We start from the raw sequence: 26,322 nt of genomic DNA on the forward strand, positions 1-26,322 counted from the left end.
GCTGCGCGATCATGCCCGGTTCAGGCTCGTTTTGCTTCGCCATGGCCGCCGCTCCCCGCACTGGTGCTGAGATCCGTGCGGCCTTTCTCGACTTCTACGAGCAGCGGGGCCACAAGCCGATGGCCAGTGCCTCCCTGGTGCCGGAGGACCCAACGGTTCTGCTGACCATCGCCGGGATGCTGCCGTTTAAGCCGGTCTTCCTGGGGCAGCAGCCCCGCCCGTCAGCCCGTGCGACCAGCAGCCAGAAGTGCATTCGCACCAACGACATCGAAAACGTGGGCCGCACGGCCCGGCACCACACGTTCTTCGAGATGCTCGGGAACTTCTCCTTTGGTGACTACTTCAAGGAGCAAGCGATCCAGTGGGCCTGGGAGCTGAGCACCACGGTCTTCGGCATCAGCCCCAAGAACCTGGTGGTCAGCGTCTTCCGTGAGGACGACGAAGCCGAGGCGATCTGGCGCGATGTGGTGGGGGTGAACCCCAAGCGGATCATCCGCATGGATGAGGCCGACAACTTCTGGGCCTCGGGCCCCACGGGCCCGTGCGGTCCCTGCTCGGAGATCTATTACGACTTCAAGCCCGAACTGGGCGATGAGGGCATCGACCTCGAGGACGACAGCCGCTTCATCGAGTTCTACAACTTGGTGTTCATGCAGTACAACCGCGACGCGGAGGGCAACCTCACGCCGCTGGAGAACCGCAACATCGACACCGGGATGGGTCTCGAGCGGATGGCCCAGATCCTGCAGAAGGTTCCGAACAACTACGAGACCGACCTGATCTATCCGCTGATTGAGACGGCGGCCGCTCTCGCTGGGGTCGACTACCGCCAACTCGATGCCAAGGGTCAGACGTCCCTGAAGGTGATCGGGGACCACAGCCGGGCGGTGACCCAGCTGATCTGTGATGGCGTCACCGCCAGCAACCTGGGGCGCGGTTACATCCTGCGCCGCCTGCTCCGTCGCGTGGTCCGCCACGGACGTCTCCTGGGGATCGACAAGCCCTTCCTGACGGCGATGGGTGAGGCGTCGATTGCCCTGATGCAGTCGGCCTATCCCCAGCTGCTGGAGCGCAAGGAGGTGATCCTCTCGGAGCTCAAGCGCGAAGAAGCACGCTTCCTGGAAACCCTGGAGCGGGGCGAGAAGCTGCTGGCGGATGTCCTGGCGGCCAAGCCCAAGCAGATCTCAGGAGAGCAGGCCTTTGAGCTGTACGACACCTACGGCTTCCCCCTGGAGTTGACCCAGGAGATCGCCGAGGAGCATGGTCTGGCGGTCGATCTGGATGGCTTTGAGCAGGCGATGGAGGCCCAGCGCCAGCGGGCGAAGGCCGCGGCGGTGAGCATTGACTTGACCCTGCAGGACGCCATTGATCAGATGGCCGCCGATCTGGAGGCCACCCGCTTCCGGGGGTACGAGTTGCTGGACCACAGCAGCAGCGTTCAGGCGCTCGTGGTCAACGGTGAGCCGGCGGAGCGGGCAGAGGCTGGCGACAGTGTTCAGCTGGTGCTCGACACCACGCCCTTCTACGGCGAAGGCGGCGGTCAGGTGGGCGACCGCGGGGTCTTGAGCGGTGACGGCTTGATCGTCGTGATTGAGGCGGTGAGCCGCAACCGCAGCGTCTTCGTCCATAGCGGCCGGGTGGAGCGCGGCAGCGTCAGCGTGGGTGATGTGGTCCATGGCCAGGTGGATCGGACCTGCCGCCGGCGGGCTCAGGCGAACCACACGGCCACCCACCTGTTGCAGTCGGCGCTGAAGCAGGTGGTTGATCAGGGGATTGGCCAGGCAGGCTCCCTGGTGGATTTCGATCGCCTGCGCTTTGACTTCCACTGCCCCCGGGCGATTACGGCCGCTGAACTCGAGCAGATCGAGACCCTGATCAACGGCTGGATCACCGAGGCCCACAGCCTTGAGGTGCAGGAGATGGCGATCGAGAAGGCCAAGGCTGCTGGTGCGGTGGCGATGTTCGGGGAGAAGTACGCCGATGTGGTTCGGGTCGTCGATGTTCCCGGGGTCTCGATGGAGCTCTGCGGCGGCACCCACGTCAGCAACACCGCTGAGATTGGCCTGTTCAAGATCGTCAGCGAAAGCGGCGTGGCCGCCGGCATCCGCCGCATCGAGGCCGTGGCGGGTGCTGCTGTGCTCGCTTACCTGAATGAACGCGATGCGGTGGTGAAGCAACTCGGCGAGCGCTTCAAGGCCCAGCCGGCGGAGATCGTTGATCGCGTCCTGACTCTTCAGAGTGAACTGAAGGCCAGCCAGAAGGCCCTGGCCTCGGCCCGTGAGGAGCTGGCACTCGCGAAATCTGCGGCTTTGGCGAGCCAAGCCGAAGCGATCGGCGACTTCCAGGTGCTGATCAGCCGTCTGGATGGCGTCGAAGGCGGCGGCCTGCAGAGCGCTGCCCAGGGGCTGGTGGATCAGCTGGGCGAGGGCGCTGCCGTGGTCTTAGGCGGCCTTCCGGATCCCTCGGATCTCGGCAAGGTGATCCTGGTGGCGGCCTTCGGCAAGGCGGTTATCGCCAAGGGTCAGCAGGCCGGCAAGTTCATCGGTGCAGTGGCCAAGGCCTGCGGCGGCGGCGGCGGCGGCCGGCCCAACCTGGCGCAAGCCGGTGGCCGCGACGGTGCAGCCCTGGATGCCGCGTTGGAGCAGGCCAAAGGCGAGCTGATGGCAGCCCTGGGCTGATCCAGACAGCTCCGGAACCGTTCTCCTGACGTTGCCAGGGGAGCGCCAGGAGGGGAATCCTGCAGGCAAGGACCGATGCGGGAGAGAACCGATGGCGAGTTCCTTCGAAATTCATGGCCGCCACCACTGGAGTTTCCAGTTGGTGCTGATGGGCAGTCGTCTGCAGCTGGAGGGTTGCCGCGACGGGGATGAACCCCTGCGCTGCTCCACCTGGTTGGAGCCCCAGGACACGCCCCTGGACATGGCCCATGAGCTGATCGCCCATCCCAGCTGCGCTGTTTGAGCGATACCGCCTCGGGCTCTTTCTGGTTCTGACTTTTTAATGCAACGGCGTTGCCCTAATTCCAGCCCGGTCGCTAGATGAGGGAGAGATGAGCCATTGGTCACATGCATCCCTACGGACAGTTGGCAGGTTTGCTTGTCGCAGTTGGGCTTGGGGCAGGCCCCGCTTTTGCCGGCCTAGCAACGTCTCCATTGCTTGCTCAGCAGGCCCTTCCCACGTTTAAGCCGCTTTATGTGGCGCCGAACTCGACGAAGAATCAATCACCTTCATCGACGCAAAAGAAGAAAAAAGCCGTAAAAACCAAAGCAAAGAAAAAGAAAGTTCAGACTAAGACAGTACAGAAGAAGTCTTCGGATCAAGCTCCAAAGCTGAGCTACCCCCTCAAGCCCTTTGTCAAGCCAAAGCCGAACTCTAGTCCTTTGCTCCTCAAGCCGCCTGTAACAAAGTACCCGGTTAATCCAAACCCAAACCCAAACACCAAGCCAAAGCCGAATCCCAAACCAGGCACTAATCCTTGGCTGATCAAGCCACCCATAACAACATTCCCGCTTAACCCAAGCAACAAGCCTCAGTCCGAGTCATCTAAGCCATCTAAGCCATCAAGGACATCTTTTATATCTCTGAGAAAGCCAATCCTTGCCTGTCGCTCGTTTAGGAGAGATGGCAATCTTGTGCGTGGCTTCCGGGCAAGGCTGTATGGGCGCAATCCCTCCTCTGTTGCAGCCAGTCTCACCTCGAAACTGACGCCTTACCAGTCCTCTGGAGGAAGCCTTTCAAGGTGTATCTACTCGGGAGTCGTTTCGCCGAAAGCCTTCTCTAGGTATTTCAAGGATCAAAAGCCGTCGCGCCTCACTCGCTCTGCTGATAATTACAATCTTCCATTGTATTCTAGTTTTTCTCAGTTAATCCGAGCTAGTGGCGGTAATCGTGCCAGATTCGGTCTAGTTGCAAGCACTCCTTCTGTTCGGACATCGACTGGGAAGAGGAGAATGCTTCGGATTTCGGCGAATAATGCTTTGATTTTGTTTGTCGATGGACGCAATCAGTCGATGTTTAAGGCGCCGCCGTCACGCCTTCCCCTAAGGCTTGTGAGTGTTTCCTCGCAAGTCAGAGAGGCTCTCAGTGGCGCCTCAAAATCTTCTTTAAAAAGAATCATTGATTACAAGAAGCTCAAAAAGATACCCCTTCAGAAGTCTTCTCGAATTCCCGCTGAATTTGAGACTCGCTTTGCTTCAGCGCCAACCCTGCTTGCTTCCGCGCTGTCAGGAGGTCGGACTGATGTTCCAGCCTTTCCTCTCGTTCCCGCCTGGAATGCGTGGCAGCGGGGACTGGATCTTCACGCTTCTGCTTCTCTGGGTTTCGTCGCTGAGCTTGACCCCCAAGTCGTGGAGCAGTGTATGCAGGCTCAGGACTTCAGCGGCTGCGTCGAGACGCTCCAGGGTTCTTCTCAATCACCTGACGATGGCACTGATCTTGAGCAAGATCCCAATGGATTTGCAGGTGATCCTGAAACGGCTGAGACTGACGCCGGGGAATGCGCTGAGGGGGAAATTTGGAATCCCGAGGCTGGTTGGTGTGATGACTTAGCTGATGGGAGCGATCCTGGCGGCGACGATTCGGAATCTGAGGACTGGGGTCTTGATGGTGAATCTGAGGATTGGGACCTGGGTGGTACGGATGAACCTGAAATAGCTGAAGGCGACGTCAATCAGTATGACGATGGTGGAGACATGTATCCGCCTGATATGGGCGCGCCGACAGGTCCAGCTTGCACTGGCCAGACGTTTGGAGAGCAGTTTGCTTGTGCCCTACTTTCGGCTTTGACATCGATGCTCCAGCAGGCGTTTTCTTCTAACTAAAGTTGGCTCCTGTTCGCCCATCCCAGCTGCGCTGTTTGAGCGATTAGCTCTGCAGGTAGGTCGTTTGCCTCAGGCTCGTCTCCAGGTGATCCATCAGACGGCGGGCCTCCTGGATTTTGAGGGTTCCCTTTTGGATGGCTGACTCGCTGGTCACCCGCAGTCGCTCCAGCAGCACTTCTGGATCGTGCTCCATGGCCTCAAGCACCTCGGCATTGGTGTCTCCGCGCACGACGTGATCGACCTGGTAGCCGCCTCCTGGGGAGAGACGGATGTGGACCGCATTGGTGGCGCCAAAGAGGTTGTGCAGGTTTCCCATGACCTCTTGATAGGCCCCGCCGAGGAACATGCCGATGAAGTAGGGCTCATCGGGCTTCAGTGCATGGAGCTCCAACAGGGGTTTGCTCTGTCCCTGGGCGATGAAGCGCGCCAGTTTCCCGTCGGAGTCGCAGGTGAGGTCAGCGAAGTGCCCCAGCTGCTCCGGTTGTTCGTTCAGCCGGTGAATCGGCAGCAGCGGGAAGAGTTGCTCAATCGCCCAGCTGTCGGGAGCGGAGCGAAAGACCGACAAGTTGGCGTAGAAGGTGGCGGCCAGCTCGGCCCTGAGGTTGCTCAGCTCCTCGGGGATCGTTGCGTTGCTGGGCAGTTTTTGTGCAATCGCCTGGGCGCAGGCCCAGGTGAGCTGCTCGGCCACGGAGCGTTCCGTCAGGCTGAGGTAGCCGAGGCGGAAGGCACTCAGCGCGTCGTCTTTGAATTTGAGGGCGTCGTTCCAGGTCTCCTGCAGCTTGGAGAGATCGGGATCGCCCTGGCCATCGACGGCTTCGATCTCAGCGAGGGTCTGGCGCAGGTTCCGCACCGTTAGGGCTTCCTCTCCATTGGCCGCAGGACAGCCGCTGGGCACGGTGCTTTGGCCCAGCACGTTGAACACCAGCACCGAGAAGTGGCTGGCAATGGCCCGCCCGCTCTCGCTGACAAGAGTGGGAACCGGGACTCCGTGGGGTTCGCAGCATTCACGAACAGTGGCGACGACGTCGTTGGCGTAGTTCTGCAGCGAGTAGTTCGTTGAGGCTGAGGTGGCCGTGCGGCTGCCGTCGTAATCCACCCCCAAGCCGCCCCCCACATCGAGGAAGCCCATTGGGGCGCCAAGTTTGGTCAGCTCGACATAGATCTGTCCGGCCTCCTGCAGGGCATCCTTGAGAACGGCGATGTCGTTGATCTGACTGCCCACATGGAAGTGGAGCAGCTTCAGGTCGTTCAGCAGATCGGCCTTCTTCAGGGCCTCGACCGTGGCCAGCAGCTCGGGGATGGCCAAGCCAAATTTCGCCTTGGCGCCAACGGAGCTTCCCCAGCGGCCGGTGCTGCGGCTGGAGAGCTTGGCGCGGATTCCAATGAACGGGGCAGCACCCAGCTCCTGGCTGGACTGGATGATGCGATCGACCTCGTCGGCTTGTTCGATTACGACAACCGGTTGGCGACCAAGCCGGCGGGCCAGGATCGCCGTCTCGATGTAGCGCTGGTCCTTGTAGCCGTTGCAGATCAGCAACGCCTCGGGGTCATCCACCAAAGACAGGGCGATCAGCAGTTCCGCTTTGCTGCCGGCCTCCAACCCGAAGTGCCAGCGCTTGCCGCAGGTCACCAGCTCTTCGACGACATGGCGCTGCTGGTTGCACTTCACGGGGAAGACCCCCTGGTAGCGGCCGGCGTAGCCGTATTGGGCGATGGCGCGCTCAAAGGCCCCGTGCAGTCGCTCTAGCCGGTCTTCGAGGATGTCGTCGAAGCGGATCAGCAGGGGAAGCCCCAGGCTGCGGCCTTCAAGTCCCTGGACGAGATCCAGAAGATCAAGGCTGCCGCCCCGCTCCCCCTTGGGTTGCACGCTGATGTGGCCGCGGGCATTGACCGAGAAATAGGGATCACCCCAGCGGTCAATGCCGTAGAGGGCTGCGCTGTCAGCTGCGCTCCAGCTGGTGTTTTCAGCGGAGACCATCAAGCCGGCGGCGGGGCAATGGCAGAAATCTAAGGACTCACGCCCGGGGTGCCAGCTGTGCTTGCCAAGCGGTAGGGCGGCCACGGACGATGGGCCGGATCAGATGTTTTTTTGTCATGGCTGCCGAGCGCACCTTTATTGCCATCAAGCCCGATGGTGTTCAGCGCGGTTTGGTGGGTGAGATCCTCGGCCGCTTCGAGCGCAAGGGCTTCAAGTTGGTGGGCCTCAAGCAGCTCACCCCCAGCCGTGAGCTGGCTGAGAGCCACTACGGCGTGCACCGCGAGCGCCCCTTCTTCGCTGGCCTGGTGGACTTCATCACCTCGGGCCCCGTGGTGGCGATGGTCTGGGAAGGCGACGGCGTGATCGCCAGCGCCCGCAAGCTGATCGGCGCCACCAAGCCTCTGGAGGCTGAGCCCGGCACCATTCGCGGTGATCTGGCCGTCAACATCGGCCGCAACGTGATCCACGGCTCCGACGCCCCTGAAACCGCTCAGTTCGAGATCGGTCTCTGGTTCCAGGCGTCTGAGCTCAGCGATTGGACCCCCTCCGATCAGGGCTGGCGCGTCGAGGGCTGATCCCTCCAACTTTCTCGAGACCGGGGAGCGCAAGCCCCCGGTTTTTTTGTGCCTGGGGTTGTTCGCTTCAGGAAAAGCGTGCCCAGCTGAAGGCTGTGAGAAGCCGTTCTTCCTCAGGCGTTAGCTCTTCGCCAAGAAGGCATTTCTGTAGCAGCTGCGCAGTGATGGCTGCCAGCAGCACCCCATTGCGGTGGTGTCCCGCCGCCAGCCAGAGGCCTGAGATGGAGCTAGCTCCCAGCAGGGGACCTTCGTCGGGGGTGCAGGGCCGGAAGCCCCACCAGCGCTCCATCGGTGGCCAGTGTTGGGCCTCAGGGAGGAGCGCCGCGATGCCCGCCTGGAGTTGCCTTTGACCAAAGGGGGTCAGCCCGGTGGTGAATCCGGCATCCCGTTCGCTGGTTGCTCCGACCACCAGCAGGCCGTCTTCCCGAGGGACCAGATAGGTGCCCGGGCCAAAGATCACGCGGGGCAGGGCCTCTTTGGGGCCCTGCAGCGAGAGCATCTGCCCTTTCACCGGATAGATCGGTAGCTCGGGCAGCAGGTCGGCACTCCAGGCACCGCAGCAGAGCACGGCCTCTTGGGCATCGATGGTCTGGAGGTCCCCCTCGGCGTTGCGGACGCGGATGCCCTGCAGTGTCTGGTCCTGCTGGAGCAGCTCGAGGACTTCAACGCCCTCCTGGAAGCGGACGCCTAGGTCGACACAGGAGCGCTCCAGGGCGCGCATCAGTTGACGGCGGTTGTCGATTTGACCGTCCTGCTGGAACAGCAGTCCGGCCCGCCAGCCCGGCCCGATGCCCGGGATTTCACGCTCGAGGCCTGCTCGATCGAGGGCTTGGCCCCAGGGAGCGGTGGGATAGATGTCGCGCTCCGCCTCTGAGGCGAAGGGCACCACGATTCCGCAGTCCCGCAGGCCGCAGGAGAGACCGCTGTCGGATTGGATCTGATCCACCCAGCCGGGGATCCGCCGCAGGCTCTCTTGGCCAAGGCGCAGCAGATCACCGCTGAGCCCTTCTGCATGGGGCGCGAGCATCCCGGCGGCTACAAAACCAGCGGCTTCGCTGCGGTGGCGGCTGAGCACTTCAACGGAGCGTCCCGCCCGAGCGAGCTGATGGGCCAGGGCGAGACCCATGAGGCCGCCACCGAGGATCAGAACTCCTTTGCCCTGGGCGGCTGTCATGGCCGATCCAACCCGAACTGCCAGTGTTTCAGGTGATGCGTTGGGCTGACCAGCGGCCCTTCCATAGGATCAGGCGATTGACGGAGTTGGGACATGGCAGCTGAGGCCGCCTGGGAAGCAGTGATCGGCTTGGAGACCCATGTGCAACTGGGGACCAACAGCAAGATCTTCACCGGCGCCTCCACCACCTTTGGGGACGATCCCAATACCCATATCGATCCGGTGGTGTGTGGCCTGCCGGGAACCCTTCCGGTCCTGAATCAGAAGGTGCTGGAGTACGCCGTGAAGGCCTCCATGGCCCTCAATCTGAATATTGCTGAGCACAGCAAATTCGATCGCAAGCAATATTTCTATCCGGACCTGCCCAAGAACTACCAGATCTCTCAATACGACGAACCGATCGCCGAGGACGGTTGGATTGAAGTTGAGGTGGCTGAGAAAGGCAAAGACACCTACCTCAAGAAGATCGGGATTGAGCGTCTCCACATGGAGGAGGACGCCGGCAAATTGGTTCACGCTGGTAGCGATCGTCTCGCCGGTTCAACCCACTCGTTGGTGGATTACAACCGCGCTGGTGTGGCCCTCGCTGAGATCGTGAGCAAGCCCGATCTGCGCACCGGCCGGGAGGCGGCGGAGTATGCCTCCGAGATCCGCCGGATCATGCGCTACCTGGGCGTCAGCGACGGCAACATGCAGGAGGGCTCCCTGCGCTGTGACGTCAACATCTCCGTGCGCCGCGGGCCGGATGCGCCTTTCGGCACGAAGGTGGAGATCAAGAACATGAACTCCTTCTCGGCCATTCAGAAGGCCTGTGAGTACGAGATTCAGCGTCAGATCAAGGCCTACGAAACCGGCGAACCGATCGTTCAGGAGACCCGCCTTTGGGATGAGGGCAAGCAGCTCACCAAGAGCATGCGAAGCAAGGAGGGGGCCAGCGATTACCGCTACTTCCCCGATCCCGATCTGGGCCCGATCGAGGTCAGTGCAGAACTGCGCGAGGGCTGGCGCTCTGAGCTGCCCGAGCTGCCGGCTGCCAAGCGCCACCGCTACGCCGAAGACCTCGGTCTGTCCCAGTACGACGCCCGTGTGCTGACGGACGAGCGTCCGATGGCGGAATTTTTTGAGGCAGCTGTGGCTGCCGGAGCCGACCCCAAGGGTGTGGCGAACTGGATCACCGGTGACATTGCGGCCTACGTCAATGCCAACCGATTGAGCTACTCCGAACTGGCCTTCCGCCCGGAGCAGGTGGCCGAGATGGTGAAGCTGATCGACGGCGGCAAGATCAGCGGCAAGATCGCCAAGGAAATCCTTCCCGAGTTGTTGGAGAAGGGTGGCTCACCGGCCAAGATCGTCGATGAGCGGGGTTTGGGCATGATCAGCGACCCTGCTGCAATTACCGCGATCGTTGAAGAGCTCCTGGCTGCTCACCCTGAGGAGGTGGAAGCCTTCCGCGGCGGTAAGAACAAACTCCAGGGCTTCTTTGTTGGTCAGCTGATGAAGAAAACCGGCGGCAAGGCTGATCCGAAACTCGCCAATCAGATCCTGAGCCAGAAGCTCAAGGGCTGAGCAGGGACCAAGAGCTGATGGAAGCGGCGCTCTTCTTGAGCGTTGTTTGGATTAACCGCTATTTCTACAAGCGTTCACACCGCGGCAATCTGGGTCGAGAGCGCGATTACGTATATAACTACAGCTACAGGGGAGGCTTGGCGGGGATTACGGATACAGAGCCTGACCCCCTGCCGCGTACGGAATGGGTCAGGCCCCCGGGCAAAAACATGCGCCCACCCAGTCGGTGAAGCAATCACAAAAAAGCCCCCGATTGAGGGGGCGAGTGGGTGGTTGTGAGTGTGAGAGAGGGGAGAGGATCAGCGACGACCAAAGAGGTCAGAGATGCCTTGCCCGAGGAGTTTGCCGAGGTGACTGCCAACGGCTTGGCCGAGGGCATCTCCGGTGCTGGAACCAGCGTTGGCGAAGCCGGAGCCTGCAGAGGTGTCGTCTTGGACGGAGGGATCTTCTGAATAGCCAGGGTCAGCGGCGCCAGCGTCAGCGGTGAAGTCATCGCTGAATTCAGTGGCGCCTGGATCGGAGGAGTCGCCGGTGATGTCGTTGGTGGCCAGATCAGCAGACTGCTCGGTTGGCTCGTTTTGGGCTTGATTGTTGCCGGCGCCAGCGGCTTGTAGGCAGCTGATGGCAGGGCTGGTGAGGTCAACAGCGCTGCGTGCGACGAGTGCATTGGAGGTGCGATCGAAGCAATCCCAGGCGATGGTCATTGCAGCAGCGCCGGTGGAGAGGTTGAGGGCGGCGCCGGAGGTCAGGGCAAGAGCGGCGAGGAGGGAAGCGGAGCGGGTCATGACGGAGGAGGAGTGTGAGGAGTGGGGGGTGATCCCCGGCTGGTCATGAACCCAAGGTGGCCTGGGCGGCTGGCGAAGGATTTGAGCTGGGTCGCAGGGAGCTGTGATGTTGATCACAGGCCAGTTTTGGCCAGGGATCTGGGTGGCTTGAGGGGGCGTTTGAGCATGAAAAAGCCCCCTGCTGGAGGGGGCTTTGCAGAGGGGTTGAGGTGAGGGTTCAGCGAACAGGGACCCGGACTTGGATATTGCCGTTACTGAAGCCGTAGCTGATGTTGTTGGCGATGTTGTTGGGCAAGCGTCTGGCGAGCCCGTTGAGCTGCGAGGTGATGAGTGTGTTGATCGTTCCGAGATTGCCCTGGAGAATATTGCTCATGCCAGTAGAGAGGCTGTTGTTCACGGTTGTATCGGGAATGATATTGAGATTGCCGCGGAGTAGCCATTCGCCGCTGACGGCAACGCGTGAATCTGAGCGCAGTTGCATGGAGGGCGAGAGGGGAAGGTTGGCGGCAATGCGACCATTGTTCCAGTGAACATCGGGGAAGCAGTTGTCACACCAGCTCCCGAAGTACTTGTCTTCTACTTGGAACTCGGTGCCGTCACTTTCGAAGTTGGTAATGAACTGGAAGCCTTGATCGGTGCCTTTGAGCTCAATGCGCCGGCTGTTGATGTTGTCGGGCATGATTTTGAGGTTCAGGGGGCCCCGGGGGTTGACATAGACGTTGTTGATGCGCGTGGTCTGAGCTCGACCGTTGCTGCCTAGTTTGATCCGTGCATAGCTCTTGCCGCGTCTGTTGTAGAGCTTGAGTTCGCTGGCATTGAGTTCAGGCTGAACGAGGTCGGCAACAACTTTGGTGGAGCAGGAGATCAGGAAAGCGTTGCTTTCTGGGGTGACGGTGCAGCCTTTGCCGCGGATGAATTGAATGGCTTGTCCAGCTTGCTGGAGTTGTTGTGCGCTGAGTGCATGGGCGGATTGAGCGTTAATGGCTTCTGCTGCGGCGCCGACGCCCATGGTGAGTGCAACGGCGGCGAGTGCGGCGCGCTTGGTGGAGGAGTTGAACATGATGGTGGAGGAGAGAGTGGTTGAATCGGCCTGATTGGCTGATGAACCAAGTGTTCTCCATTTGCGCGAGCTTGTTATTGATCAAGATCTCAAGTGCTTGTGACTTTGCTCACAGGATGAACTTTGGGAGTCTTGTTTGAGCGTTTCTGCTGCAAGAGCATTAAAAAGCCCCCTGTTGAGGGGGCGTGGTGTGGCTTGGGTCCCGGAGAGGGAAATCGATCAGCGACGACCAAAGAGATCAGCAACGCCGCATGCGAAACATGAAGTCGCTCCAGAAGATCAGCGGAAAGATCGCCAAGGAATTCCTGCCTGAGTTGCTGGAGAAGGGTGGCTCACCGGCCAAGATCGTCGATGAGTGGGGTCTGAGCATGATCAGTGACCCTACTGCAATCACCGTGATTGGCGAAGAGCTTCTGACTGCTCACCTGAGGAAGTGGAAGCCTCCCGCGGCAGTAAGACCAAGCTGCAGTGGTTCTTTGTTGGTCAGCTGATGAAGAAGACTGGCGGTAAAGCTGCTCTGAGACGGGCCAAAAAAATCCTGCGTCAGAAGTTGAATGATTGATCACCACTTGGGTGTGATCATGGGTCTAGGGACGGCTGCCTGGGTTAGCGGTTTTGTTTGAAAGGGCAGCCAATGGCTGTTGGGTTTTTGACGCAATACTCTTCGACCAAGAGCCCGGCTGCTTGCGCAGAGCAGCTCGCGGTCATCGCTTTGCAGGACCAGCCGCCCCTGGGTCTGGGTTTCCCGCTGCTGCAAATGCCGCGCCAGGGTTGCTTATTTCTCTCTTGTCCCTGAAACCACCACTCACCTTGGAAGGTGCAGGCTGACTCAAAGTTAAAGACAAACTGGCCTTTCCTCCCCTCTCGATTGCTAAAAGTACCGTGAACTTCACTCTCTTGGCGAGGGCTTGGCCTCCAGTAGGAGCTGGTAACTTGAATCGTACCGTAGCCATTGCCATAGTCACCTGTGGCATGGCCTCCACTCGCCTTCCTGAACTTTAGGGGGCCCAAGTTGGTCACATAGGTCTTGCTGTAGTCAGGATTAAAGAATCCCGTCATATCTAATCCACTATTCCCCCAGCCGGTCATCTTTAGTGAGCCGGTCCAATTCGCTCCAGGCGGATAGTTGCAAACTCCAAACTTCCCACTAAAGCGATTCGTGGTGAAGTTCAGTTGGACTGGCCCCCAGTAGTAGGAGCCATCGATCGGATATGGGCACCTTGGTGTATCTCGTTTGTTGTTGATCCAGTGCCCGATAAAATTGCCTCGATTGCTTCTTGTCCCATAAAGCTTGTTCCCGTTGAAGGTTCCCGAGTAGTTGTGAGCTCCCTTATCAGTGAGCTGCAGCTCTCCCGCGCTGGTGTTCCAGTACTCGACGGTTTGGCTTTGAACCGGCGTTTGCAGGCTGCCGATCACAGCGAAGGCCGCCAGTGCAGGAGTGATCAAGCTGGGCTGGAACTTCTGGAGTGCCATGGCTGATCTATTTATCTCTGCTCAGCTTGGTTGCGACGAGAGTAAGTGTCAGGGGTGTATCAGCCTTCTGCAATAAAAAAGCTCCTTTTGAGGGGAGCTAGTGTTTATTGGGATTTGAATGATGGCTATCCACAGTGGGAGAGGTAGAAGCCGTATGGGGCGATTTTCTCTCCGTAGTAGCTAGTTGAGTTTGGTCGGCTACTTGTTTGGTCCCAGGTTAGTATAGCTTGGGCCGCTTTTGTAGTTTGTTGATTATTGGCTTTGGATTAAATGGAAAGCTGTTTTGTGGCTTGAAATTGGGTATGGCTTTGTATTTCATGCAAGTGCATTTCCCGGGGTCGTCCACCACTATTGGCCGCCCGCCAACTACCCCGCTTATTGACAAAAGGTTGACGTTTACAGGTGTTTGACCATTGGTGTGAGCCGTGACAAATCCGCAGTAGTATCCATTGTTTGTGGGGTTTGCGCTACGATTGATGCCGCTCCAATCAGCTTCATTTACAGGTCTTCCGCCATTGATCCGAACTTCGACAAGAGGTATGAAGTCTCTGGATTGGCCAAATCTGTATTCTCGGATGAAATATTCATTTCCATAGAATCCTGTCCCTGGGCCGTTTGGGCCAATAATCTGAATGGCCGATGGCCTTCTCGGGTCATTCTGAGCGCCTGCGGGTGCAGTGAAGTAGGCCGTGCTCAGCAGACTAATGAGCGTCAATGAGCCAAGAGCAACAGGGCGCTGCATTTGGTTGTTGATTATGTCTTTTTTCATTCTGACAAGCGGCGGCAAGATCGACCGAGGGCTGCAGGAATTTCTTAATGTTTCCTTGGCGCTCCGTTGCTGCCTAGTTTGATCCGTGCATAGCTCTTGCCGCGTCTGTTGTAGAGCTTGAGTTCGCTGGCATTGAGTTCAGGCTGAACGAGGTCGGCAACAACTTTGGTGGAGCAGGAGATCAGGAAAGCGTTGCTTTCTGGGGTGACGGTGCAGCCTTTGCCGCGGATGAATTGAATGGCTTGTCCAGCTTGCTGGAGTTGTTGTGCGCTGAGTGCATGGGCGGATTGAGCGTTAATGGCTTCTGCTGCGGCGCCGACGCCCATGGTGAGTGCAACGGCGGCGAGTGCGGCGCGCTTGGTGGAGGAGTTGAACATGATGGTGGAGGAGAGAGTGGTTGAATCGGCCTGATTGGCTGATGAACCAAGTGTTCTCTGCTCGTGTGATCAACCCTTTGATCTGGATCTACTGTCGATGTGACATTGATCACAAACCAAGAAGGCTGAGTTTTTGCAAGCGCTAAGAGCGGAACTTCATCAGTAGTTCATTGACCTGTTCGAGGCAGTGATCTTCTGAGCTGTTGTTCTCAATGAGGGCGTCGCTTAAGGGCCTTTTCTTGGCCATGGGCCACTGAGCATTGATCCGCGCCTCGGCCTCGACGGCGTTCAGCTGATCGCGTTGTATGAGGCGTTCAAGTTGTTGAGCTTCGTCGCAATGCACCAGCCATATCTCGCTGCAGAGCTCTTGGAGCCCCGCTTCAAAGAGCAGGGGAATCATCAACACCACTTCCGGCTCAGTTTGGAGTGCATCGAGCACCTGATCAAAGCGTTGGCGCACGAGCGGATGCACGAGTTGTTCGAGCCAGCGCTTCTCAGCGGCGTTGTTGAAGACAATCGAGCCAAGGGCTCCGCGATCGATCGTTGGGTACTCGGGGCCTGTGCCGCTGGTTCGAACCGCGTCGCCGAAGCGTTCCAGTACTGCTGTAGCACCGGGGCTGCCAGGCGCCAGGGCCTCTCGGGCGTACTGGTCGGCATCCAGGACAGGTACTCCTTTCGCAGCAAGGAGGCGCCCCACCGTGCTTTTGCCCGTGGCGATGCCGCCGGTCAGGCCAATGCGGCGTTGTTGCCCTTGCCAGCGGGGCCCCTGACCCATGGGGTGTCACTGATCTGCCTGCACTCAGAATTGCAGGAGTTGATGCGGCTCACCAGCTGTGACCTACGCCTGGCGGTTGATTGATGGTGGTGTGACCGCACCTGCGGGTTTTCAGGCGTCGGGGATCACGGCGGGCCTGAAGGCCTCGGGGAAGCCGGACCTCTCGCTTGTGCTGGCTCCCGAGGGCGCGGTCTGTGCGGGCACCTTCACGACCTCCTTGGTGCGAGCGGCCTGCGTGGATCTCTGCGCCGATCGCCTGGCGGCCAGTGGTGGTGTTGCCCGTGCGGTGCTCAGTAACTCAGGTCAGGCCAATGCCTGCACCGGTGACCTCGGTCTGATTGACAGCATCCGTGCCACCCAGGCCGTGGCTGACCGCCTGGGGCTTGCGGCGGACGAGGTTCTGATCTGCTCCACCGGGGTGATTGGTGTCCCGATCCCCATGGAGACCCTGCTGCAGGCCATCGATCCGGTGGTGGAAGGCCTTTCGTCGGAGGGAGGCCCTGCGGCAGCCCAGGCGATCCTCACCACCGACCTGATCGATAAGCAGATCGCTCTGGAGGCGGAGCTCGGCGGCCAGACCGTTCGCATCGGTGGGATGGCGAAAGGCTCGGGAATGATCCACCCGAACATGGCCACGATGCTGGGCTATCTCAGCTGTGATGCCGGCGTCCCCGCTGAGGTCTGGCAGGGAATGGTCTCCCGCGCGGTGCAGCGCTCCTTCAATGCCATCACGGTCGATGGCGACACCAGCACGAACGACACCTACCTGGCCTTTGCCGCTGGCGCTCCCCTGGATCCCGCCCATTACGCGGCCCTGGAGGAGGGTGTGACCGCCGTCTCTCAACACCTGGCCAAGGCCATCGCCCGCGATGGTGAAGGGGCCACCTGCCTACTGGAGGTCCAGGTGGAGGGGGCCGCCACGGAGGCCGATGCGCTGGCCATCGCCCGCACGGTCTGTGGCTCCTCCCTGGTCAAGACGGCCGTCCATGGCCGTGACCCCAACTGGGGCCGGATTGTCGCTGCCGCGGGTCGTGCGGGAGTCCCCTTCGAGCCTGCTGCCGTCGCGCTCTGGCTCGGGGAGCATCAGCTGATGGCAGTTGGCCAACCCATGGCCTTTGATCGGCCGGCCGCCTCGGCCTACATGCGCGATCGGGCTGCCGGTGCCTACCTCTTGGATGACACCGTTGCGATTCGCCTTTCGGTCGGTGCTGGCCCTGGAAGTGGACGCGCCTGGGGCTGTGACCTCTCCGATCAGTACGTGCGCATCAACGCCGATTACACGACCTAAGAGCAGGCCTACCATCAGCCACCAACGTCCCTGCTGAGATGGCCAAGGCCGGAGCACCCCAGAAGCAGGCTCCCAATGGTCTCCCCAGGATCTGGATGGGCCCCTTGGTCGCTGGGGTGAGCTTTGCCTTGGCCTATGGCATCACGCAGCGCCTGGCCGCGATCAACCTCGGCGATGTCATTCGCCTGAGTCCCCGCTTTGAGCAGAAGCAGACCCCTGGGTTGACGCTCAAGGACATGCGCCTGCGCTACGGGGAGCAGCCGTCTGAACTGCGCTCCGATCTCGATCCCCAGCAGCTCGAGCTCTGGCGCAAGGCCCAGGAGCAGGCCGATGCCGCCGCGAAGGCCAAGGCTGAGGCCGAGGCCAAAGCCGAGCGTGAAGCCGCCGCAGAAGCCGCTCCCAAACCAGTGGCTCCAACTGAAGAGCCCGCTGCGCTGGAGCCCAAGCCTGTCGTTGAGGTGCCTAAACCCAAGCCCACGCCGAAGCCTCAGGTCCAGGCGCCTGCACCCAGGCCACAGGAATCGGTTCCCCTCTTGGATTTGCCCCCCCTTCAGTAGCTCTGATCTGCCACGATTTGGGTGACTCTCAAGCGGCCGGCCATGAGTGAGCCTCAGACCCTGGTGCAGGCGGCCCTCAATCGTCTCAGCGCCCGCCTGGGAAGTGGTTTGGCGGATGCCGCAGCTGGCCTGGCGGTCTTGGCCCAGGACGCCCCCGAGCGATTGCGTCAGGAATGGGACCTGTTTAAAGAAGAGGTGGAGCTCGAAGCCCAGCGGCTGGAGCACGGAGATCAGGAGGTGCCGGCAGCGGAGTCCCCGATGGCTTCGTCTTCACCAGCGGCAGATCCCCAGACGCAGATTGATCAGCTGCGTGCCCAGGTCACGCGGCTTGCCCGCCGCCTCGAGGAGCCCGCTTGATGCGTCGCCTTGGCCCGGCCCTGGCGAGCGCCCTTCGCTCCCTACGGATCTGGGGTGCCGTTCTGCAGTTGTTGGCCTTCCTCTGGTGGGATGCCCAGTCCTGGAGCTATCCAGGGGGCGTCAGTGAGGAGGGGCAGGAGCGTCGTCAGAAGCGTCGTGCCCGTTGGCTCACGGCCCAGTTGTTGGAACTGGGCTCAGCCTTCATCAAGCTCGGTCAGCTCCTGTCGGCCAGGCCGGATGTGCTGCCGGCCAGCTGGGTTGAAGAACTCTCCCGGCTGCAGGACAGCGTCCCGGCCTTCTCCTTCGACACGGCCCAGTCGCTGCTGGAGCAGGAGCTGGGGGAGCGTTGCGCCGAGATCATCGATATCGAGGAGCAACCCCTCGGGGCCGCCAGCCTGGCCCAGGTCCATCGCGCCAGCCTTCGCAGTGGCCGGCAGGTGGTCTTCAAGATCCAACGCCCCGGGCTGGAGCGTCTGTTCCGCCTCGACCTCGAGGTCATGCAACAGGTCGCGGCGGTGCTGCAGCGCCATCCCCAGTGGGGCGTTGGTCGCGATTGGGTCTCCATCGCTCAGGAATGTCGTCGTGTGCTCCTGCGTGAGCTCGACTTCCGTCTGGAGGCCGAGCACGCCGCGCGCTTCCGCCAGCAATTTCTCGATGATCCGGGCATCCGCATCCCAGCGGTGGTCTGGGAACTCACCACCCGGCGGGTGCTCTGCCTTGACTACGTCCCCGGGATCAAGATCAACGACCGTCAGGCCCTGATCGAGGCCGGCATCGACCCTTCAGCGGTCGCCGAGAAAGGCGCTGCCAGTTACCTGCAGCAGCTGGTGCGCTTTGGCTTCTTCCACGCCGATCCCCACCCCGGCAACTTGGCTGTGGCCCGTGATGGGGCCCTTATCTACTACGACTTCGGCATGGTCGGGACCTTGTCTCAGCGCCTGCGCAGTCGCCTGGGGCGGATGGTCACGGCGGCGGCAGCCCGCGATGCCTCGGGCTTGGTGCGTGAGCTGCAAGCCGCTGGGGTGATCGCCCCTGACATCGATCCCGGTCCGGTCCGTCGCCTCGTGCGGGTGATGCTCGCGGAGGCCCTGACCCCTCCGTTCTCCGCCAACATCCTCGACAAACTCTCCGGCGACCTCTACGAGTTGGTCTACGGGCAGCCCTTCCGTCTGCCCCCAGAGCTGATCTTTGTGATGCGGGCCCTCTCCACCTTTGAGGGGGTCGGCCGCAGCCTGGATCCCAGCTTTAGCCTCGTCGCCATCGCCCGCCCCTATCTGCTTCCCCTCATGACCGCCAGCGGCAACGGCCCCAACGATCTCTTCAACCAGTTGGGTCGCCAGGCGGTGGAGGTGGGCAGCCGTGCCCTCGGTCTGCCCCAACGCCTGGAGGACAGCCTCAGCCGCATTGAACAGGGCGATCTTCAGGTTCAGATCCGTGCCGGCGAGACCGACCGTCTGCTGCGTCGGTTGGCCCTCAGCCAGCAGAGTGCAGGACAGTCGGTCCTGCTGGGTGCCTTTGCCGTCGCTGCGGCCCTGCTCGCCTCCAGCGCCCGGCCGCTGCTGACGATCATTCCTGTTGTGGCCGGGGTTCCGGTGGGTCTCAGCTGGTTGAAGCTGCAGGCCCGCCTGAAGCGCGACGCCCGCATCGACAAGCTCGGCAATTCCTAAGCGCCGCCCATAAAAAAATCCCGGGCTGGCTGATCCAGGTCCCGGGATCTTGGTTCGGTTGGAGCCTGGCTCCAGTTCGCCTCAGGCCTTGCCGCGGGGGCCGCGGTCTTCTGCGCCGGCGTAGACGGCCTGGCTGCCCAGTTCGTCCTCGATGCGCAGCAGCTGGTTGTACTTGGCCACGCGCTCACTGCGGCTGAGGGAACCGGTCTTGATCTGGCCGGCGCGGGTAGCCACGGCCAAGTCGGCGATGGTGGTGTCTTCGGTCTCGCCGGAGCGGTGGGAGATCACGCTGGTGTAGCCGGCACGGCCCGCCAGATCGATCGCCTGCAGTGTCTCGGTCAGGGTGCCGATCTGGTTGACCTTGATCAGGATCGAGTTGGCCACGCCCAGATCGATGCCGCGCTGCAGGCGGGCACTGTTGGTCACGAACAGGTCATCGCCGACGAGTTGGACGGTCTTGCCGAGCTTCTCGGTCAGCAGGGCCCAGCCCTCCCAGTCGTCTTCGGCAACGCCGTCCTCGATCGAGGTGATGGGGAAGCGGTTCACCAGAGCCGCCAGCTGGTCGACCATCTCGGCGCTGGTGTAGCTGCCGCCGTCGAAGGCGTAGCGGCCGTCCTTGAAGAACTCGGTGCTGGCCACGTCCAGGGCCAGGGAGATCTGATCGCCAGGGCGGTAGCCAGCCTTTTCGATCGCCTGAACCAGCATGTCGCCGGCTTCGATGTTGCCCAGGTCAGGGGCAAAGCCGCCCTCGTCGCCGACGGCGGTGCTCAGGCCCTTGTCCTTCAGCAGACCCTTGAGGGTGTGGAACACCTCGGTGCCCATCCGCAGGGCCTCGCGGAAGGTGGGTGCGCCGTGGGGCACCAGCATGAATTCCTGGAAGTCCAGGCTGTTGGCGGCGTGGGCGCCACCGTTGATCACGTTCATCAACGGCACCGGCAGCAGGTTGGCCATCGGGCCGCCCAGATAGCGGTAGAGGGGCAGGCCAACGCCATTGGCGGCGGCGCGGGCGCTCGCCAGGCTCACCGCCAGGATTGCGTTGGCGCCCAGGGCGCTCTTGTTGTCGCTGCCGTCGAGCTCGAGCATCGCGGCATCAACGGTGCCCTGGTCCAGGGCACTCAGGCCGCAGAGGGCCGGAGCAATTTTTTCTTCAACGTTGCTGACGGCCTGCAGCACACCCTTGCCGCAGTAGCGGCTGCCGCCGTCCCGCAGTTCACAGGCTTCGTGGGCACCGGTGCTGGCGCCGCTGGGAACGATGGCGCGGCCACTGGCTCCGCCCTCCAGCATCACCTCGGCTTCCACGGTCGGTGTGCCACGGGAATCGAGAACCTCCCGGGCCACGATGGTGTCGATGACGAGGTCGAGGGTGTCGATCACAGCGGCCTAACGCACAACATGAGTCCTTGCAGGGATCTTATGGGTCGCCCTGCCGGGGGCCTTGGTGACCGTTGGCACCAATCCGCTGACTTTGGTCAGAATGCGGCCGTCAAGAACAGTCCGGATGCGCCTTCTCCACACCATGCTGCGGGTCGGCGACCTGGAGCGCTCGATCGCGTTCTACACCGACATTCTTGGGATGCGGCTGTTGCGCCGGAAGGACTATCCCGGGGGGCGGTTCACCCTGGCTTTTGTGGGCTACGGAGACGAGAGCGACCACACCGTGCTGGAGCTCACCCACAACTGGGACACCAGCAGCTACGACATCGGTAGCGGCTATGGCCACATCGCCCTGGGTGTGGACGACATCGTTGGCGTCTGCGACCAGATCCGCGCCAAGGGGGGAAAGGTCGTGCGCGAACCGGGCCCGATGAAGAACGGCACCACCGTGATTGCCTTCGTCGAGGACCCCGACGGCTACAAGGTTGAACTGATTGAGATGAGCTCTCGCGCCCATGCGGCCTGATTCCTACGCCGCTGGCCCCGCCAGCCTCACCACGGTTCCTGATCGCTTCAGCGATGCCGGCTGGGACCTCCTGCTGGCCTGCCAGGAGCAGGCCCGCCGCTGGCGCCACGGCGAGATGAACGTGGAGCACCTGCTGCAGGTGCTGCTGAATGACGAGCGCTACGCCGCCTGGGTGGATCCCCTACCCCTCGATGCCTCGCGTCTGCTCGATCAGCTGGATGACTTCTGCGCGGATCAGCCCACCAGCAGTGCCAGGGACCTGTTCGTCGGCGAGGACCTGGAACTGCTTCTGGAGGGGGCCGATCGCCAGCGGGGCCAGTGGGGCTCCCGCTTCATCGATGTCCCCCATCTGTTGGCGGCCCTGCTGGATGACCGCCGCATTGCCGGCGCCCTCCTGCAACAGCAGGGGTTGACCCAGGAGGACCTGCGTCGCTCCGTTCCCAGGCCTGCGCCGCAAGCGGTGGTTGAGCCGCCTGCTCCGGCGCGTCCCGCTCCCAGCAGGACAGTCGTCGAGCCCGCCCCCACTGATGAGAACGGCCTGAAGCTTGAGCAGGAGCCCACGGCCCTCGAGCAGTTCGGACGGGATCTCACCGCCGCCGCCCGGGCGGGTGACTTGGATCCAGTCATTGGTCGCGACACCGAAATCCGGCGTCTGATGCAGGTGCTGTCGCGCCGCGGCAAGAACAACCCGGTCTTGATCGGCGAGCCGGGCGTGGGCAAGACCGCCATCGCTGAGCTGCTGGCCCAGCGGATCGTCGCCGGCGAAGTGCCGGATGCCCTCAAGGGCCAGCGGCTGGTCTCCCTGGACCTGGGCGCCCTGATCGCTGGCGCCAAGTTCCGCGGCCAATTCGAGGAGCGCCTGCGCAGCGTGCTCAAGGAGGTGCGGGACGCCGAAGGCGCTGAGGCGGGCGGCGTGATCCTGTTCATCGACGAGCTCCACAACGTGGTGGGCCCGGAGCGCTCCAACAGCGACGCCGGCAGCATCCTCAAGCCGGCCTTGGCCCGGGGCGACCTGCGTTGCATCGGTGCCACCACCCCTGAGGAGTACAGCCGCACCGTTGAGAAGGATCCCGCCCTGAACCGGCGCTTCCAGCAGGTCCTGATCAAGGAGCCCAGCCTTGAGGAGAGCACCCTGATCCTGCGGGGCCTGAAGGAGCGCTACGAGTTGCACCACGGGGTGGCCATCACCGATGGCGCTGTCGTGGCCTCGGCTCGGCTTGCCGATCGCTACATCTCCGATCGCTGCCTGCCGGATTCAGCCATCGACCTGATCGATGAGGCCGCTGCCCAGCTGCGGATGGAGGTCACCTCCAAGCCACGTCTGGTGGAGGAGGCCGAGAGCGATCTACGCCGCGTTGAGTTGGCCCTGCTTTCGGCGGAGAGCGCCCCAGAGGCCGAACGGGTGGCGCTGCAGCAGCAGCGCCGGCAGGTCAGCGAGACCCTGCATGCCCTGCAGGAGCGCTGGTCCGCCGAGCGGGAGCAGTTGGCGGAGCTGCGCCAGCTCCTGGCCGATGACGAGGCCCTGCGCCTGCAGATCGCCGAGGCCGAACGAGATGGTGACCTCGAAGAGGCCGCCCGGCTCCAGTACGACCAGCTCCACGGGGTTCAGCAGCGCCGTCATGAGTTGGAGGAGCAACTCCAGGCCAGTCAGCAGAGCGGGCAGTCCCTGCTGCGGGAACAGGTGGAAGAGGGGGACATCGCTGATGTGGTGGCCCGCTGGACCGGGATTCCCGTTCAGCGCCTGCTGGCGGGTGAGCGCCAGAAGCTGCTGGAGCTTGAGCAGCGCCTGGCCCAGCGGGTGATCGGACAAGGGGAGCCCGTCGGTGCCGTGGCCGCGGCGATTCGCCGCGCCCGTGCGGGCATGAAGGATCCGCGCCGTCCCGTGGGCTCGTTCCTCTTCCTCGGCCCCACCGGTGTGGGCAAGACCGAACTGGCCAAGGCCCTAGCGGCGTCCCTCTTTGATGAGGAAGAGGCCTTGGTGCGCCTGGACATGAGCGAGTTCATGGAGCGCAATGCCGTGGCCCGCCTGCTCGGGGCTCCTCCGGGTTATGTCGGCTACGAGGAGGGCGGTCAGCTCACCGAAGCCGTCCGCCGGCGTCCCTATGCCGTGTTGCTCCTTGATGAGGTGGAGAAGGCCCACCCCGATGTCTTCAACGTCCTGCTGCAGGTCCTTGATGACGGACGTCTGACCGATTCCCAGGGCCGCACGGTCGACTTCCGCCACACCGTGGTGGTGATGACCAGCAACCTGGCCAGTCGAGCGATCTTGGATGCCGCCCGCGGCCAGGCCGACGCCTCGGCGCTTGAGGAGCAGGTGGAGCGAGCCCTGGCCAGCCAGTTCCGGCCGGAATTCCTCAACCGCATCGATGAGGTGATCCGCTTCCAGCCCTTGGGGCCGGCCGACCTGCAACGGATCGTGCGCCTGCAGGTGCTCGAGTTGGCGCAGTTGCTCCAAGAGCAGGGACTGGCGCTTCAGGTGGACGAGCCAGTCGTGGCCTGGCTGGCGGAGCAGGGCTACGAGCCGGAATACGGAGCGCGGCCCCTGCGCCGGTTGCTGCGGCGCCAGATCGAGAACCCCTTGGCCACCGAGTTGCTCGAGGAGCGCTTCCTGGGTGCGGCGGCCGTTCAGGTCAGTCTGGGCGAAGGCGAGCAGGCCCTCTGCTTCAAACCCATCTCAGGCCCTGAATAGGACATCCGTTAGTGTGTTTGTTTGCCGGCGCGTGGGCTCAACACGCCGCGCGGCCCGCTGAAGGCTCAGCAGGCTTCATGCTCTGCCCATGAGGCTTGGCCCTGATTTCCCCTGTGGAATCTTCATCCGTGGAATCCCAGACCGAACCACAAGTCAAGTCCGACGAGGCCGCCGCCACCGAACCGGTGAAGACCGGTTTCGTGGCAGACACCGTCGCTGAATTGCGCAAGGTGGTCTGGCCGAGCCGTCAGCAGCTGTTTGGTGAATCAGTCGCGGTGATCTTGATGGTCACCATTTCGGCTTTTGCGATTGCTGCCGTCGATCGCTTCTACAGCTGGGGAAGCTCCCAGGTGTTCCGCTGACCCGCTGAATCTTTCGCCCTCTCCTTCCTTTGCCCGTGTCCGACGTCGACTTGACCACTGAAGAATTCGCCGCGGCGGATCTGGCTGCCGACGCCGAACCCGCAGCTCCCGCCGCTGACTCGGAAGGCCGGGCTCTGATTGCCCGCTGGTACGCCGTTCAGGTGGCCTCCAGCTGCGAGAAAAAAGTCAAGGCCACCCTCGAGCAGCGGGCCGTCACCCTCGGCGTGGACAAACGCATCCTCGAGATCGAGATCCCCCAGACCCCCGCGGTCAAACTCAAGAAGGACGGCAGCCGCACCAGCACCGAAGAGAAGGTCTTCCCCGGCTACGTCTTGGTTCGGATGGTCCTCGATGAGGACACGATGATGGCGGTGCGGAGCACCCCAAACGTGATCAACTTCGTGGGTGCGGAAGATCGCCGTGCCACCGGCAAGGTCCGCGGTCACATCAAGCCTCGCCCCCTGAGCCGTCAGGAGGTGGATCGCATCTTCAAGCGGGCTGCCGAGAAGAAGCCTGTGGTGAAGGTCGATCTGACCGAAGGCGATCAAATCTTGGTGACCGCTGGTCCCTTCAAAGACTTCCAAGGCGAAGTCATCGAGGTGTCGGGCGATCGCAACAAGCTCAAGGCTCTGCTCTCGATCTTTGGCCGGGAAACCCCGGTGGAACTCGAGTTCTCCCAGATCAGCAAACAAAGCTGATTCCCGTGCGGCCGTCTCCCTGCGGAGGGCGGCCTAAGGCGGTGCTTCGGTTTTCGGAGTCCGCCGCACACGCTGCCCTAAGGTCGCGGATCCGCAGATTGCTCAAGACGCCAGGACGATGGCAAAAAAAGTTGTAGCTGTGATCAAGCTGGCGCTCGACGCCGGCAAAGCAAACCCCGCGCCGCCGGTGGGCCCTGCCCTCGGTCAGCACGGCGTCAACATCATGGCGTTCTGCAAGGAGTACAACGCTCGGACGCAGGACAAAGCCGGATACGTGATTCCGGTGGAGATCTCGGTCTTTGAAGACCGCAGCTTCACCTTCATCACCAAGACCCCTCCCGCTTCCGTGCTGATCGTGAAGGCAGCCGGAATCGCCAAGGGTGCCGCCACCTCTTCCAAGGGTTCTGTCGGGGCCATCAGCCGCGCACAGCTCGAAGAGATCGCCAAGACCAAGCTGCCCGACCTCAACTGCACCAGCGTTGAGTCGGCCATGCGCATCATCGAAGGCACCGCCCGCAACATGGGCGTGGCTGTGAAGGACTGAGTCTCGGGTTCATCCCGGCTCATCCATTCCTTTTGTTCCTTAGCGGGGGAGAGCTCCTGAGCTCGTCTGCACCCCATTCCTGACATGCCCAAACTCTCCAAGCGCTACTCCGCCGCCGTCGGCAAGGTTGAAGAACGCGTCTACGCCCCGCAAGAGGCTGTCGACCTGGTCAAGGCCAACGCCACCGCCAAGTTCGATGAGACCGTTGAAGCCCACGCTCGCCTCGGCATCGACCCCAAGTACACCGACCAGCAGCTGCGCACCACCGTGGCCTTGCCCCACGGCACCGGTCAGAGCATTCGCATCGCTGTGATCGCTCGCGGTGAAAAGGTCGCTGAGGCCAAGGCCGCTGGTGCTGATCTGGCTGGTGACGACGATCTGGTCGAAACCATCTCCAAGGGTGAGATGGAGTTCGATCTGCTGATCGCGACCCCGGACATGATGCCCAAGGTCGCCAAGCTCGGTCGTGTCCTCGGCCCCCGTGGTCTGATGCCGAACCCCAAGGCCGGCACGGTCACCACCGACCTGGCCTCGGCCATCAGCGAGTTCAAGGCCGGCAAACTGGAGTTCCGCGCTGACCGCACCGGCATCGTCCACGTGCGTTTCGGCAAGGCCAGCTTTGACGCTGCCAAGTTGCTGGACAACCTGAAGGCGCTGCAGGAGACCATCGACCGCAACAAGCCCAGCGGTGCGAAGGGTCGCTACTGGAAGAGCCTGTACATCACCTCCACCATGGGTCCTTCCGTGGAAGTGGATGTGTCTGCACTGCAGGACATCAAGCAAGAGGGCTGATCGTCCCCGTCCCTCTGCGCAAAGCCCCCGCTCCGGCGGGGGCTTTGTTGTATGTTCTTTCTCTGGCTAATGCCAGAAGGGTTACGCGCCCTACCCAAGACAGCAGGTCGAATTCC

Annotated in this window: 24 protein-coding genes and 1 pseudogene; 16 read left to right on the forward strand and 9 right to left on the reverse strand. The window is 62.1% G+C overall.

The features are described 5' to 3' along the window. The first annotated feature begins 11 nt into the window (after positions 1 to 11). From alaS to ACXIQ9_RS05585, 3 genes are all read left to right on the forward strand, one after another. Positions 12 to 2,678: an alanine--tRNA ligase gene (gene alaS, locus ACXIQ9_RS05575; RefSeq protein ID WP_459016011.1), complete on the forward strand. Its 2,667-nt coding sequence runs from the start codon at positions 12 to 14 to the stop codon at positions 2,676 to 2,678. Positions 2,679 to 2,769: 91 nt separating this feature from the next. Next, positions 2,770 to 2,961 (forward strand): hypothetical protein, encoded by a 192-nt coding sequence (locus ACXIQ9_RS05580; RefSeq protein WP_424163996.1) that lies wholly within the window; start codon positions 2,770 to 2,772, stop codon positions 2,959 to 2,961. 104 nt (positions 2,962 to 3,065) lie between these two features. Further along, positions 3,066 to 4,820, forward strand: a complete 1,755-nt coding sequence (locus ACXIQ9_RS05585) for a hypothetical protein (protein ID WP_459016012.1) — start codon at positions 3,066 to 3,068, stop codon at positions 4,818 to 4,820. 43 nt (positions 4,821 to 4,863) lie between these two features. Here the strand turns inward: ACXIQ9_RS05585 and speA are convergent, their stop codons facing one another. Then, a complete protein-coding gene (gene speA, locus ACXIQ9_RS05590; protein WP_459016013.1) occupies positions 4,864 to 6,798 on the reverse strand; it encodes a biosynthetic arginine decarboxylase in 1,935 nt (644 codons plus the stop codon). Between the two features lie 116 nt (positions 6,799 to 6,914). On the opposite strand from speA, the gene ndk reads away from it, so the two are divergent. After that, positions 6,915 to 7,373: a nucleoside-diphosphate kinase gene (ndk, locus tag ACXIQ9_RS05595; protein ID WP_247476780.1), complete on the forward strand. Its 459-nt coding sequence runs from the start codon at positions 6,915 to 6,917 to the stop codon at positions 7,371 to 7,373. 67 nt (positions 7,374 to 7,440) lie between these two features. Here the strand turns inward: ndk and ACXIQ9_RS05600 are convergent, their stop codons facing one another. Beyond that, a complete protein-coding gene (locus tag ACXIQ9_RS05600; RefSeq protein ID WP_459016014.1) occupies positions 7,441 to 8,547 on the reverse strand; it encodes an FAD-dependent oxidoreductase in 1,107 nt (368 codons plus the stop codon). Between the two features lie 93 nt (positions 8,548 to 8,640). Between ACXIQ9_RS05600 and gatB the strand changes: the two genes are divergently transcribed. Then, positions 8,641 to 10,113 carry an Asp-tRNA(Asn)/Glu-tRNA(Gln) amidotransferase subunit GatB gene (gene gatB / locus ACXIQ9_RS05605; protein WP_296416255.1) on the forward strand — a complete coding sequence of 491 codons (1,473 nt, stop codon included), beginning with the start codon at positions 8,641 to 8,643 and terminating at the stop codon, positions 10,111 to 10,113. 299 nt (positions 10,114 to 10,412) lie between these two features. Here gatB and ACXIQ9_RS05610 read toward each other — a convergent pair whose 3' ends face one another. Both ACXIQ9_RS05610 and ACXIQ9_RS05615 read right to left on the reverse strand, forming a co-directional pair. Further along, positions 10,413 to 10,898, reverse strand: a complete 486-nt coding sequence (locus tag ACXIQ9_RS05610) for a hypothetical protein (RefSeq protein ID WP_459016015.1) — start codon at positions 10,896 to 10,898, stop codon at positions 10,413 to 10,415. 217 nt (positions 10,899 to 11,115) lie between these two features. Beyond that, positions 11,116 to 11,958: a hypothetical protein gene (locus tag ACXIQ9_RS05615; RefSeq protein WP_459016016.1), complete on the reverse strand. Its 843-nt coding sequence runs from the start codon at positions 11,956 to 11,958 to the stop codon at positions 11,116 to 11,118. A gap of 272 nt (positions 11,959 to 12,230) precedes the next feature. Between ACXIQ9_RS05615 and ACXIQ9_RS05620 the strand changes: the two are divergent. Continuing rightward, positions 12,231 to 12,520: pseudogene (locus ACXIQ9_RS05620) on the forward strand (Asp-tRNA(Asn)/Glu-tRNA(Gln) amidotransferase subunit GatB); the annotation flags it as partial. Between the two features lie 44 nt (positions 12,521 to 12,564). On the opposite strand, the gene ACXIQ9_RS05625 reads toward ACXIQ9_RS05620, so the two are convergent. From ACXIQ9_RS05625 to coaE, 4 genes are all read right to left on the reverse strand, one after another. Then, positions 12,565 to 13,431, reverse strand: coding sequence for a hypothetical protein (locus tag ACXIQ9_RS05625; RefSeq protein WP_459016017.1), 867 nt, complete (start codon positions 13,429 to 13,431; stop codon positions 12,565 to 12,567). Positions 13,432 to 13,648: 217 nt separating this feature from the next. Next, positions 13,649 to 14,173 (reverse strand): hypothetical protein, encoded by a 525-nt coding sequence (locus ACXIQ9_RS05630; RefSeq protein ID WP_459016018.1) that lies wholly within the window; start codon positions 14,171 to 14,173, stop codon positions 13,649 to 13,651. Between the two features lie 71 nt (positions 14,174 to 14,244). After that, entirely contained in the window at positions 14,245 to 14,526 is a 282-nt protein-coding gene (locus ACXIQ9_RS05635) for a hypothetical protein (RefSeq protein WP_459016019.1), read from the reverse strand. A 193-nt stretch (positions 14,527 to 14,719) separates the two neighbouring features. Then, on the reverse strand, positions 14,720 to 15,352 hold the full coding sequence (coaE, locus tag ACXIQ9_RS05640) for a dephospho-CoA kinase (protein ID WP_459016020.1): 633 nt from the start codon (positions 15,350 to 15,352) through the stop codon (positions 14,720 to 14,722). Between the two features lie 58 nt (positions 15,353 to 15,410). On the opposite strand from coaE, the gene argJ reads away from it, so the two are divergent. Genes argJ through ACXIQ9_RS05660 form a run of 4 tightly spaced genes read left to right on the forward strand, consistent with a single transcriptional unit; the run spans position 15,411 to position 19,221 of the window. Next, entirely contained in the window at positions 15,411 to 16,640 is a 1,230-nt protein-coding gene (gene argJ, locus ACXIQ9_RS05645) for a bifunctional glutamate N-acetyltransferase/amino-acid acetyltransferase ArgJ (protein ID WP_459016021.1), read from the forward strand. Positions 16,641 to 16,678: 38 nt separating this feature from the next. Continuing rightward, the gene (locus ACXIQ9_RS05650; protein ID WP_459016022.1) at positions 16,679 to 17,197 is read left to right on the forward strand and encodes a hypothetical protein; all 519 of its coding nucleotides are present in this window, start codon (positions 16,679 to 16,681) and stop codon (positions 17,195 to 17,197) included. A gap of 42 nt (positions 17,198 to 17,239) precedes the next feature. Further along, positions 17,240 to 17,554, forward strand: coding sequence for a hypothetical protein (locus ACXIQ9_RS05655; RefSeq protein WP_247476789.1), 315 nt, complete (start codon positions 17,240 to 17,242; stop codon positions 17,552 to 17,554). Next, positions 17,554 to 19,221, forward strand: a complete 1,668-nt coding sequence (locus ACXIQ9_RS05660) for an ABC1 kinase family protein (RefSeq protein WP_247476790.1) — start codon at positions 17,554 to 17,556, stop codon at positions 19,219 to 19,221. Before ACXIQ9_RS05655 ends, ACXIQ9_RS05660 begins: the two co-directional genes overlap by 1 nt. Positions 19,222 to 19,302: 81 nt before the next feature. Here ACXIQ9_RS05660 and eno read toward each other — a convergent pair whose 3' ends face one another. Beyond that, entirely contained in the window at positions 19,303 to 20,595 is a 1,293-nt protein-coding gene (eno, locus tag ACXIQ9_RS05665; protein WP_010313534.1) for a phosphopyruvate hydratase, read from the reverse strand. 124 nt (positions 20,596 to 20,719) lie between these two features. Between eno and gloA the strand changes: the two genes are divergently transcribed. From gloA to rplA, 6 genes are all read left to right on the forward strand, one after another. Then, positions 20,720 to 21,121 carry a lactoylglutathione lyase gene (gene gloA / locus ACXIQ9_RS05670; RefSeq protein WP_010313533.1) on the forward strand — a complete coding sequence of 134 codons (402 nt, stop codon included), beginning with the start codon at positions 20,720 to 20,722 and terminating at the stop codon, positions 21,119 to 21,121. After that, positions 21,111 to 23,810, forward strand: a complete 2,700-nt coding sequence (locus ACXIQ9_RS05675; RefSeq protein ID WP_459016023.1) for an ATP-dependent Clp protease ATP-binding subunit — start codon at positions 21,111 to 21,113, stop codon at positions 23,808 to 23,810. The genes gloA and ACXIQ9_RS05675 overlap by 11 nt, the downstream gene beginning before the upstream one ends. Before the next feature lie 128 nt (positions 23,811 to 23,938). Then, on the forward strand, positions 23,939 to 24,172 hold the full coding sequence (gene secE / locus ACXIQ9_RS05680) for a preprotein translocase subunit SecE (RefSeq protein WP_232197212.1): 234 nt from the start codon (positions 23,939 to 23,941) through the stop codon (positions 24,170 to 24,172). An 80-nt stretch (positions 24,173 to 24,252) separates the two neighbouring features. Further along, entirely contained in the window at positions 24,253 to 24,870 is a 618-nt protein-coding gene (nusG, locus tag ACXIQ9_RS05685) for a transcription termination/antitermination protein NusG (RefSeq protein WP_459016095.1), read from the forward strand. 118 nt (positions 24,871 to 24,988) lie between these two features. Next, a complete protein-coding gene (gene rplK, locus ACXIQ9_RS05690) occupies positions 24,989 to 25,414 on the forward strand; it encodes a 50S ribosomal protein L11 (RefSeq protein WP_010313529.1) in 426 nt (141 codons plus the stop codon). Between the two features lie 84 nt (positions 25,415 to 25,498). Beyond that, positions 25,499 to 26,206 carry a 50S ribosomal protein L1 gene (gene rplA / locus ACXIQ9_RS05695; RefSeq protein ID WP_247476792.1) on the forward strand — a complete coding sequence of 236 codons (708 nt, stop codon included), beginning with the start codon at positions 25,499 to 25,501 and terminating at the stop codon, positions 26,204 to 26,206. The last annotated feature ends 116 nt before the right edge of the window (positions 26,207 to 26,322 follow it).

Source organism: Synechococcus sp. LTW-G (genome assembly GCF_054459035.1).

What these genes read in the sequence shown, in the direction of transcription:
- coaE (WP_459016020.1), bottom strand. Translation starts at nt 15,352, where the DNA reads ATGGGTCAGGGGCCCCGCTGGCAAGGGCAACAACGCCGCATTGGCCTG.
- ACXIQ9_RS05650 (WP_459016022.1), top strand. Translation starts at nt 16,679, where the DNA reads ATGGCCAAGGCCGGAGCACCCCAGAAGCAGGCTCCCAATGGTCTCCCC.
- ndk (WP_247476780.1), top strand. Translation starts at nt 6,915, where the DNA reads ATGGCTGCCGAGCGCACCTTTATTGCCATCAAGCCCGATGGTGTTCAG.
- ACXIQ9_RS05655 (WP_247476789.1), top strand. Translation starts at nt 17,240, where the DNA reads ATGAGTGAGCCTCAGACCCTGGTGCAGGCGGCCCTCAATCGTCTCAGC.
- ACXIQ9_RS05585 (WP_459016012.1), top strand. Translation starts at nt 3,066, where the DNA reads ATGCATCCCTACGGACAGTTGGCAGGTTTGCTTGTCGCAGTTGGGCTT.
- ACXIQ9_RS05675 (WP_459016023.1), top strand. Translation starts at nt 21,111, where the DNA reads ATGCGGCCTGATTCCTACGCCGCTGGCCCCGCCAGCCTCACCACGGTT.
- rplK (WP_010313529.1), top strand. Translation starts at nt 24,989, where the DNA reads ATGGCAAAAAAAGTTGTAGCTGTGATCAAGCTGGCGCTCGACGCCGGC.
- rplA (WP_247476792.1), top strand. Translation starts at nt 25,499, where the DNA reads ATGCCCAAACTCTCCAAGCGCTACTCCGCCGCCGTCGGCAAGGTTGAA.
- ACXIQ9_RS05625 (WP_459016017.1), bottom strand. Translation starts at nt 13,431, where the DNA reads ATGGCACTCCAGAAGTTCCAGCCCAGCTTGATCACTCCTGCACTGGCG.
- ACXIQ9_RS05635 (WP_459016019.1), bottom strand. Translation starts at nt 14,526, where the DNA reads ATGGGCGTCGGCGCCGCAGCAGAAGCCATTAACGCTCAATCCGCCCAT.
- ACXIQ9_RS05630 (WP_459016018.1), bottom strand. Translation starts at nt 14,173, where the DNA reads ATGCAGCGCCCTGTTGCTCTTGGCTCATTGACGCTCATTAGTCTGCTG.
- gatB (WP_296416255.1), top strand. Translation starts at nt 8,641, where the DNA reads ATGGCAGCTGAGGCCGCCTGGGAAGCAGTGATCGGCTTGGAGACCCAT.
- ACXIQ9_RS05615 (WP_459016016.1), bottom strand. Translation starts at nt 11,958, where the DNA reads ATGTTCAACTCCTCCACCAAGCGCGCCGCACTCGCCGCCGTTGCACTC.
- ACXIQ9_RS05610 (WP_459016015.1), bottom strand. Translation starts at nt 10,898, where the DNA reads ATGACCCGCTCCGCTTCCCTCCTCGCCGCTCTTGCCCTGACCTCCGGC.
- speA (WP_459016013.1), bottom strand. Translation starts at nt 6,798, where the DNA reads ATGGTCTCCGCTGAAAACACCAGCTGGAGCGCAGCTGACAGCGCAGCC.
- ACXIQ9_RS05600 (WP_459016014.1), bottom strand. Translation starts at nt 8,547, where the DNA reads ATGACAGCCGCCCAGGGCAAAGGAGTTCTGATCCTCGGTGGCGGCCTC.
- gloA (WP_010313533.1), top strand. Translation starts at nt 20,720, where the DNA reads ATGCGCCTTCTCCACACCATGCTGCGGGTCGGCGACCTGGAGCGCTCG.
- ACXIQ9_RS05580 (WP_424163996.1), top strand. Translation starts at nt 2,770, where the DNA reads ATGGCGAGTTCCTTCGAAATTCATGGCCGCCACCACTGGAGTTTCCAG.
- ACXIQ9_RS05660 (WP_247476790.1), top strand. Translation starts at nt 17,554, where the DNA reads ATGCGTCGCCTTGGCCCGGCCCTGGCGAGCGCCCTTCGCTCCCTACGG.
- alaS (WP_459016011.1), top strand. Translation starts at nt 12, where the DNA reads ATGCCCGGTTCAGGCTCGTTTTGCTTCGCCATGGCCGCCGCTCCCCGC.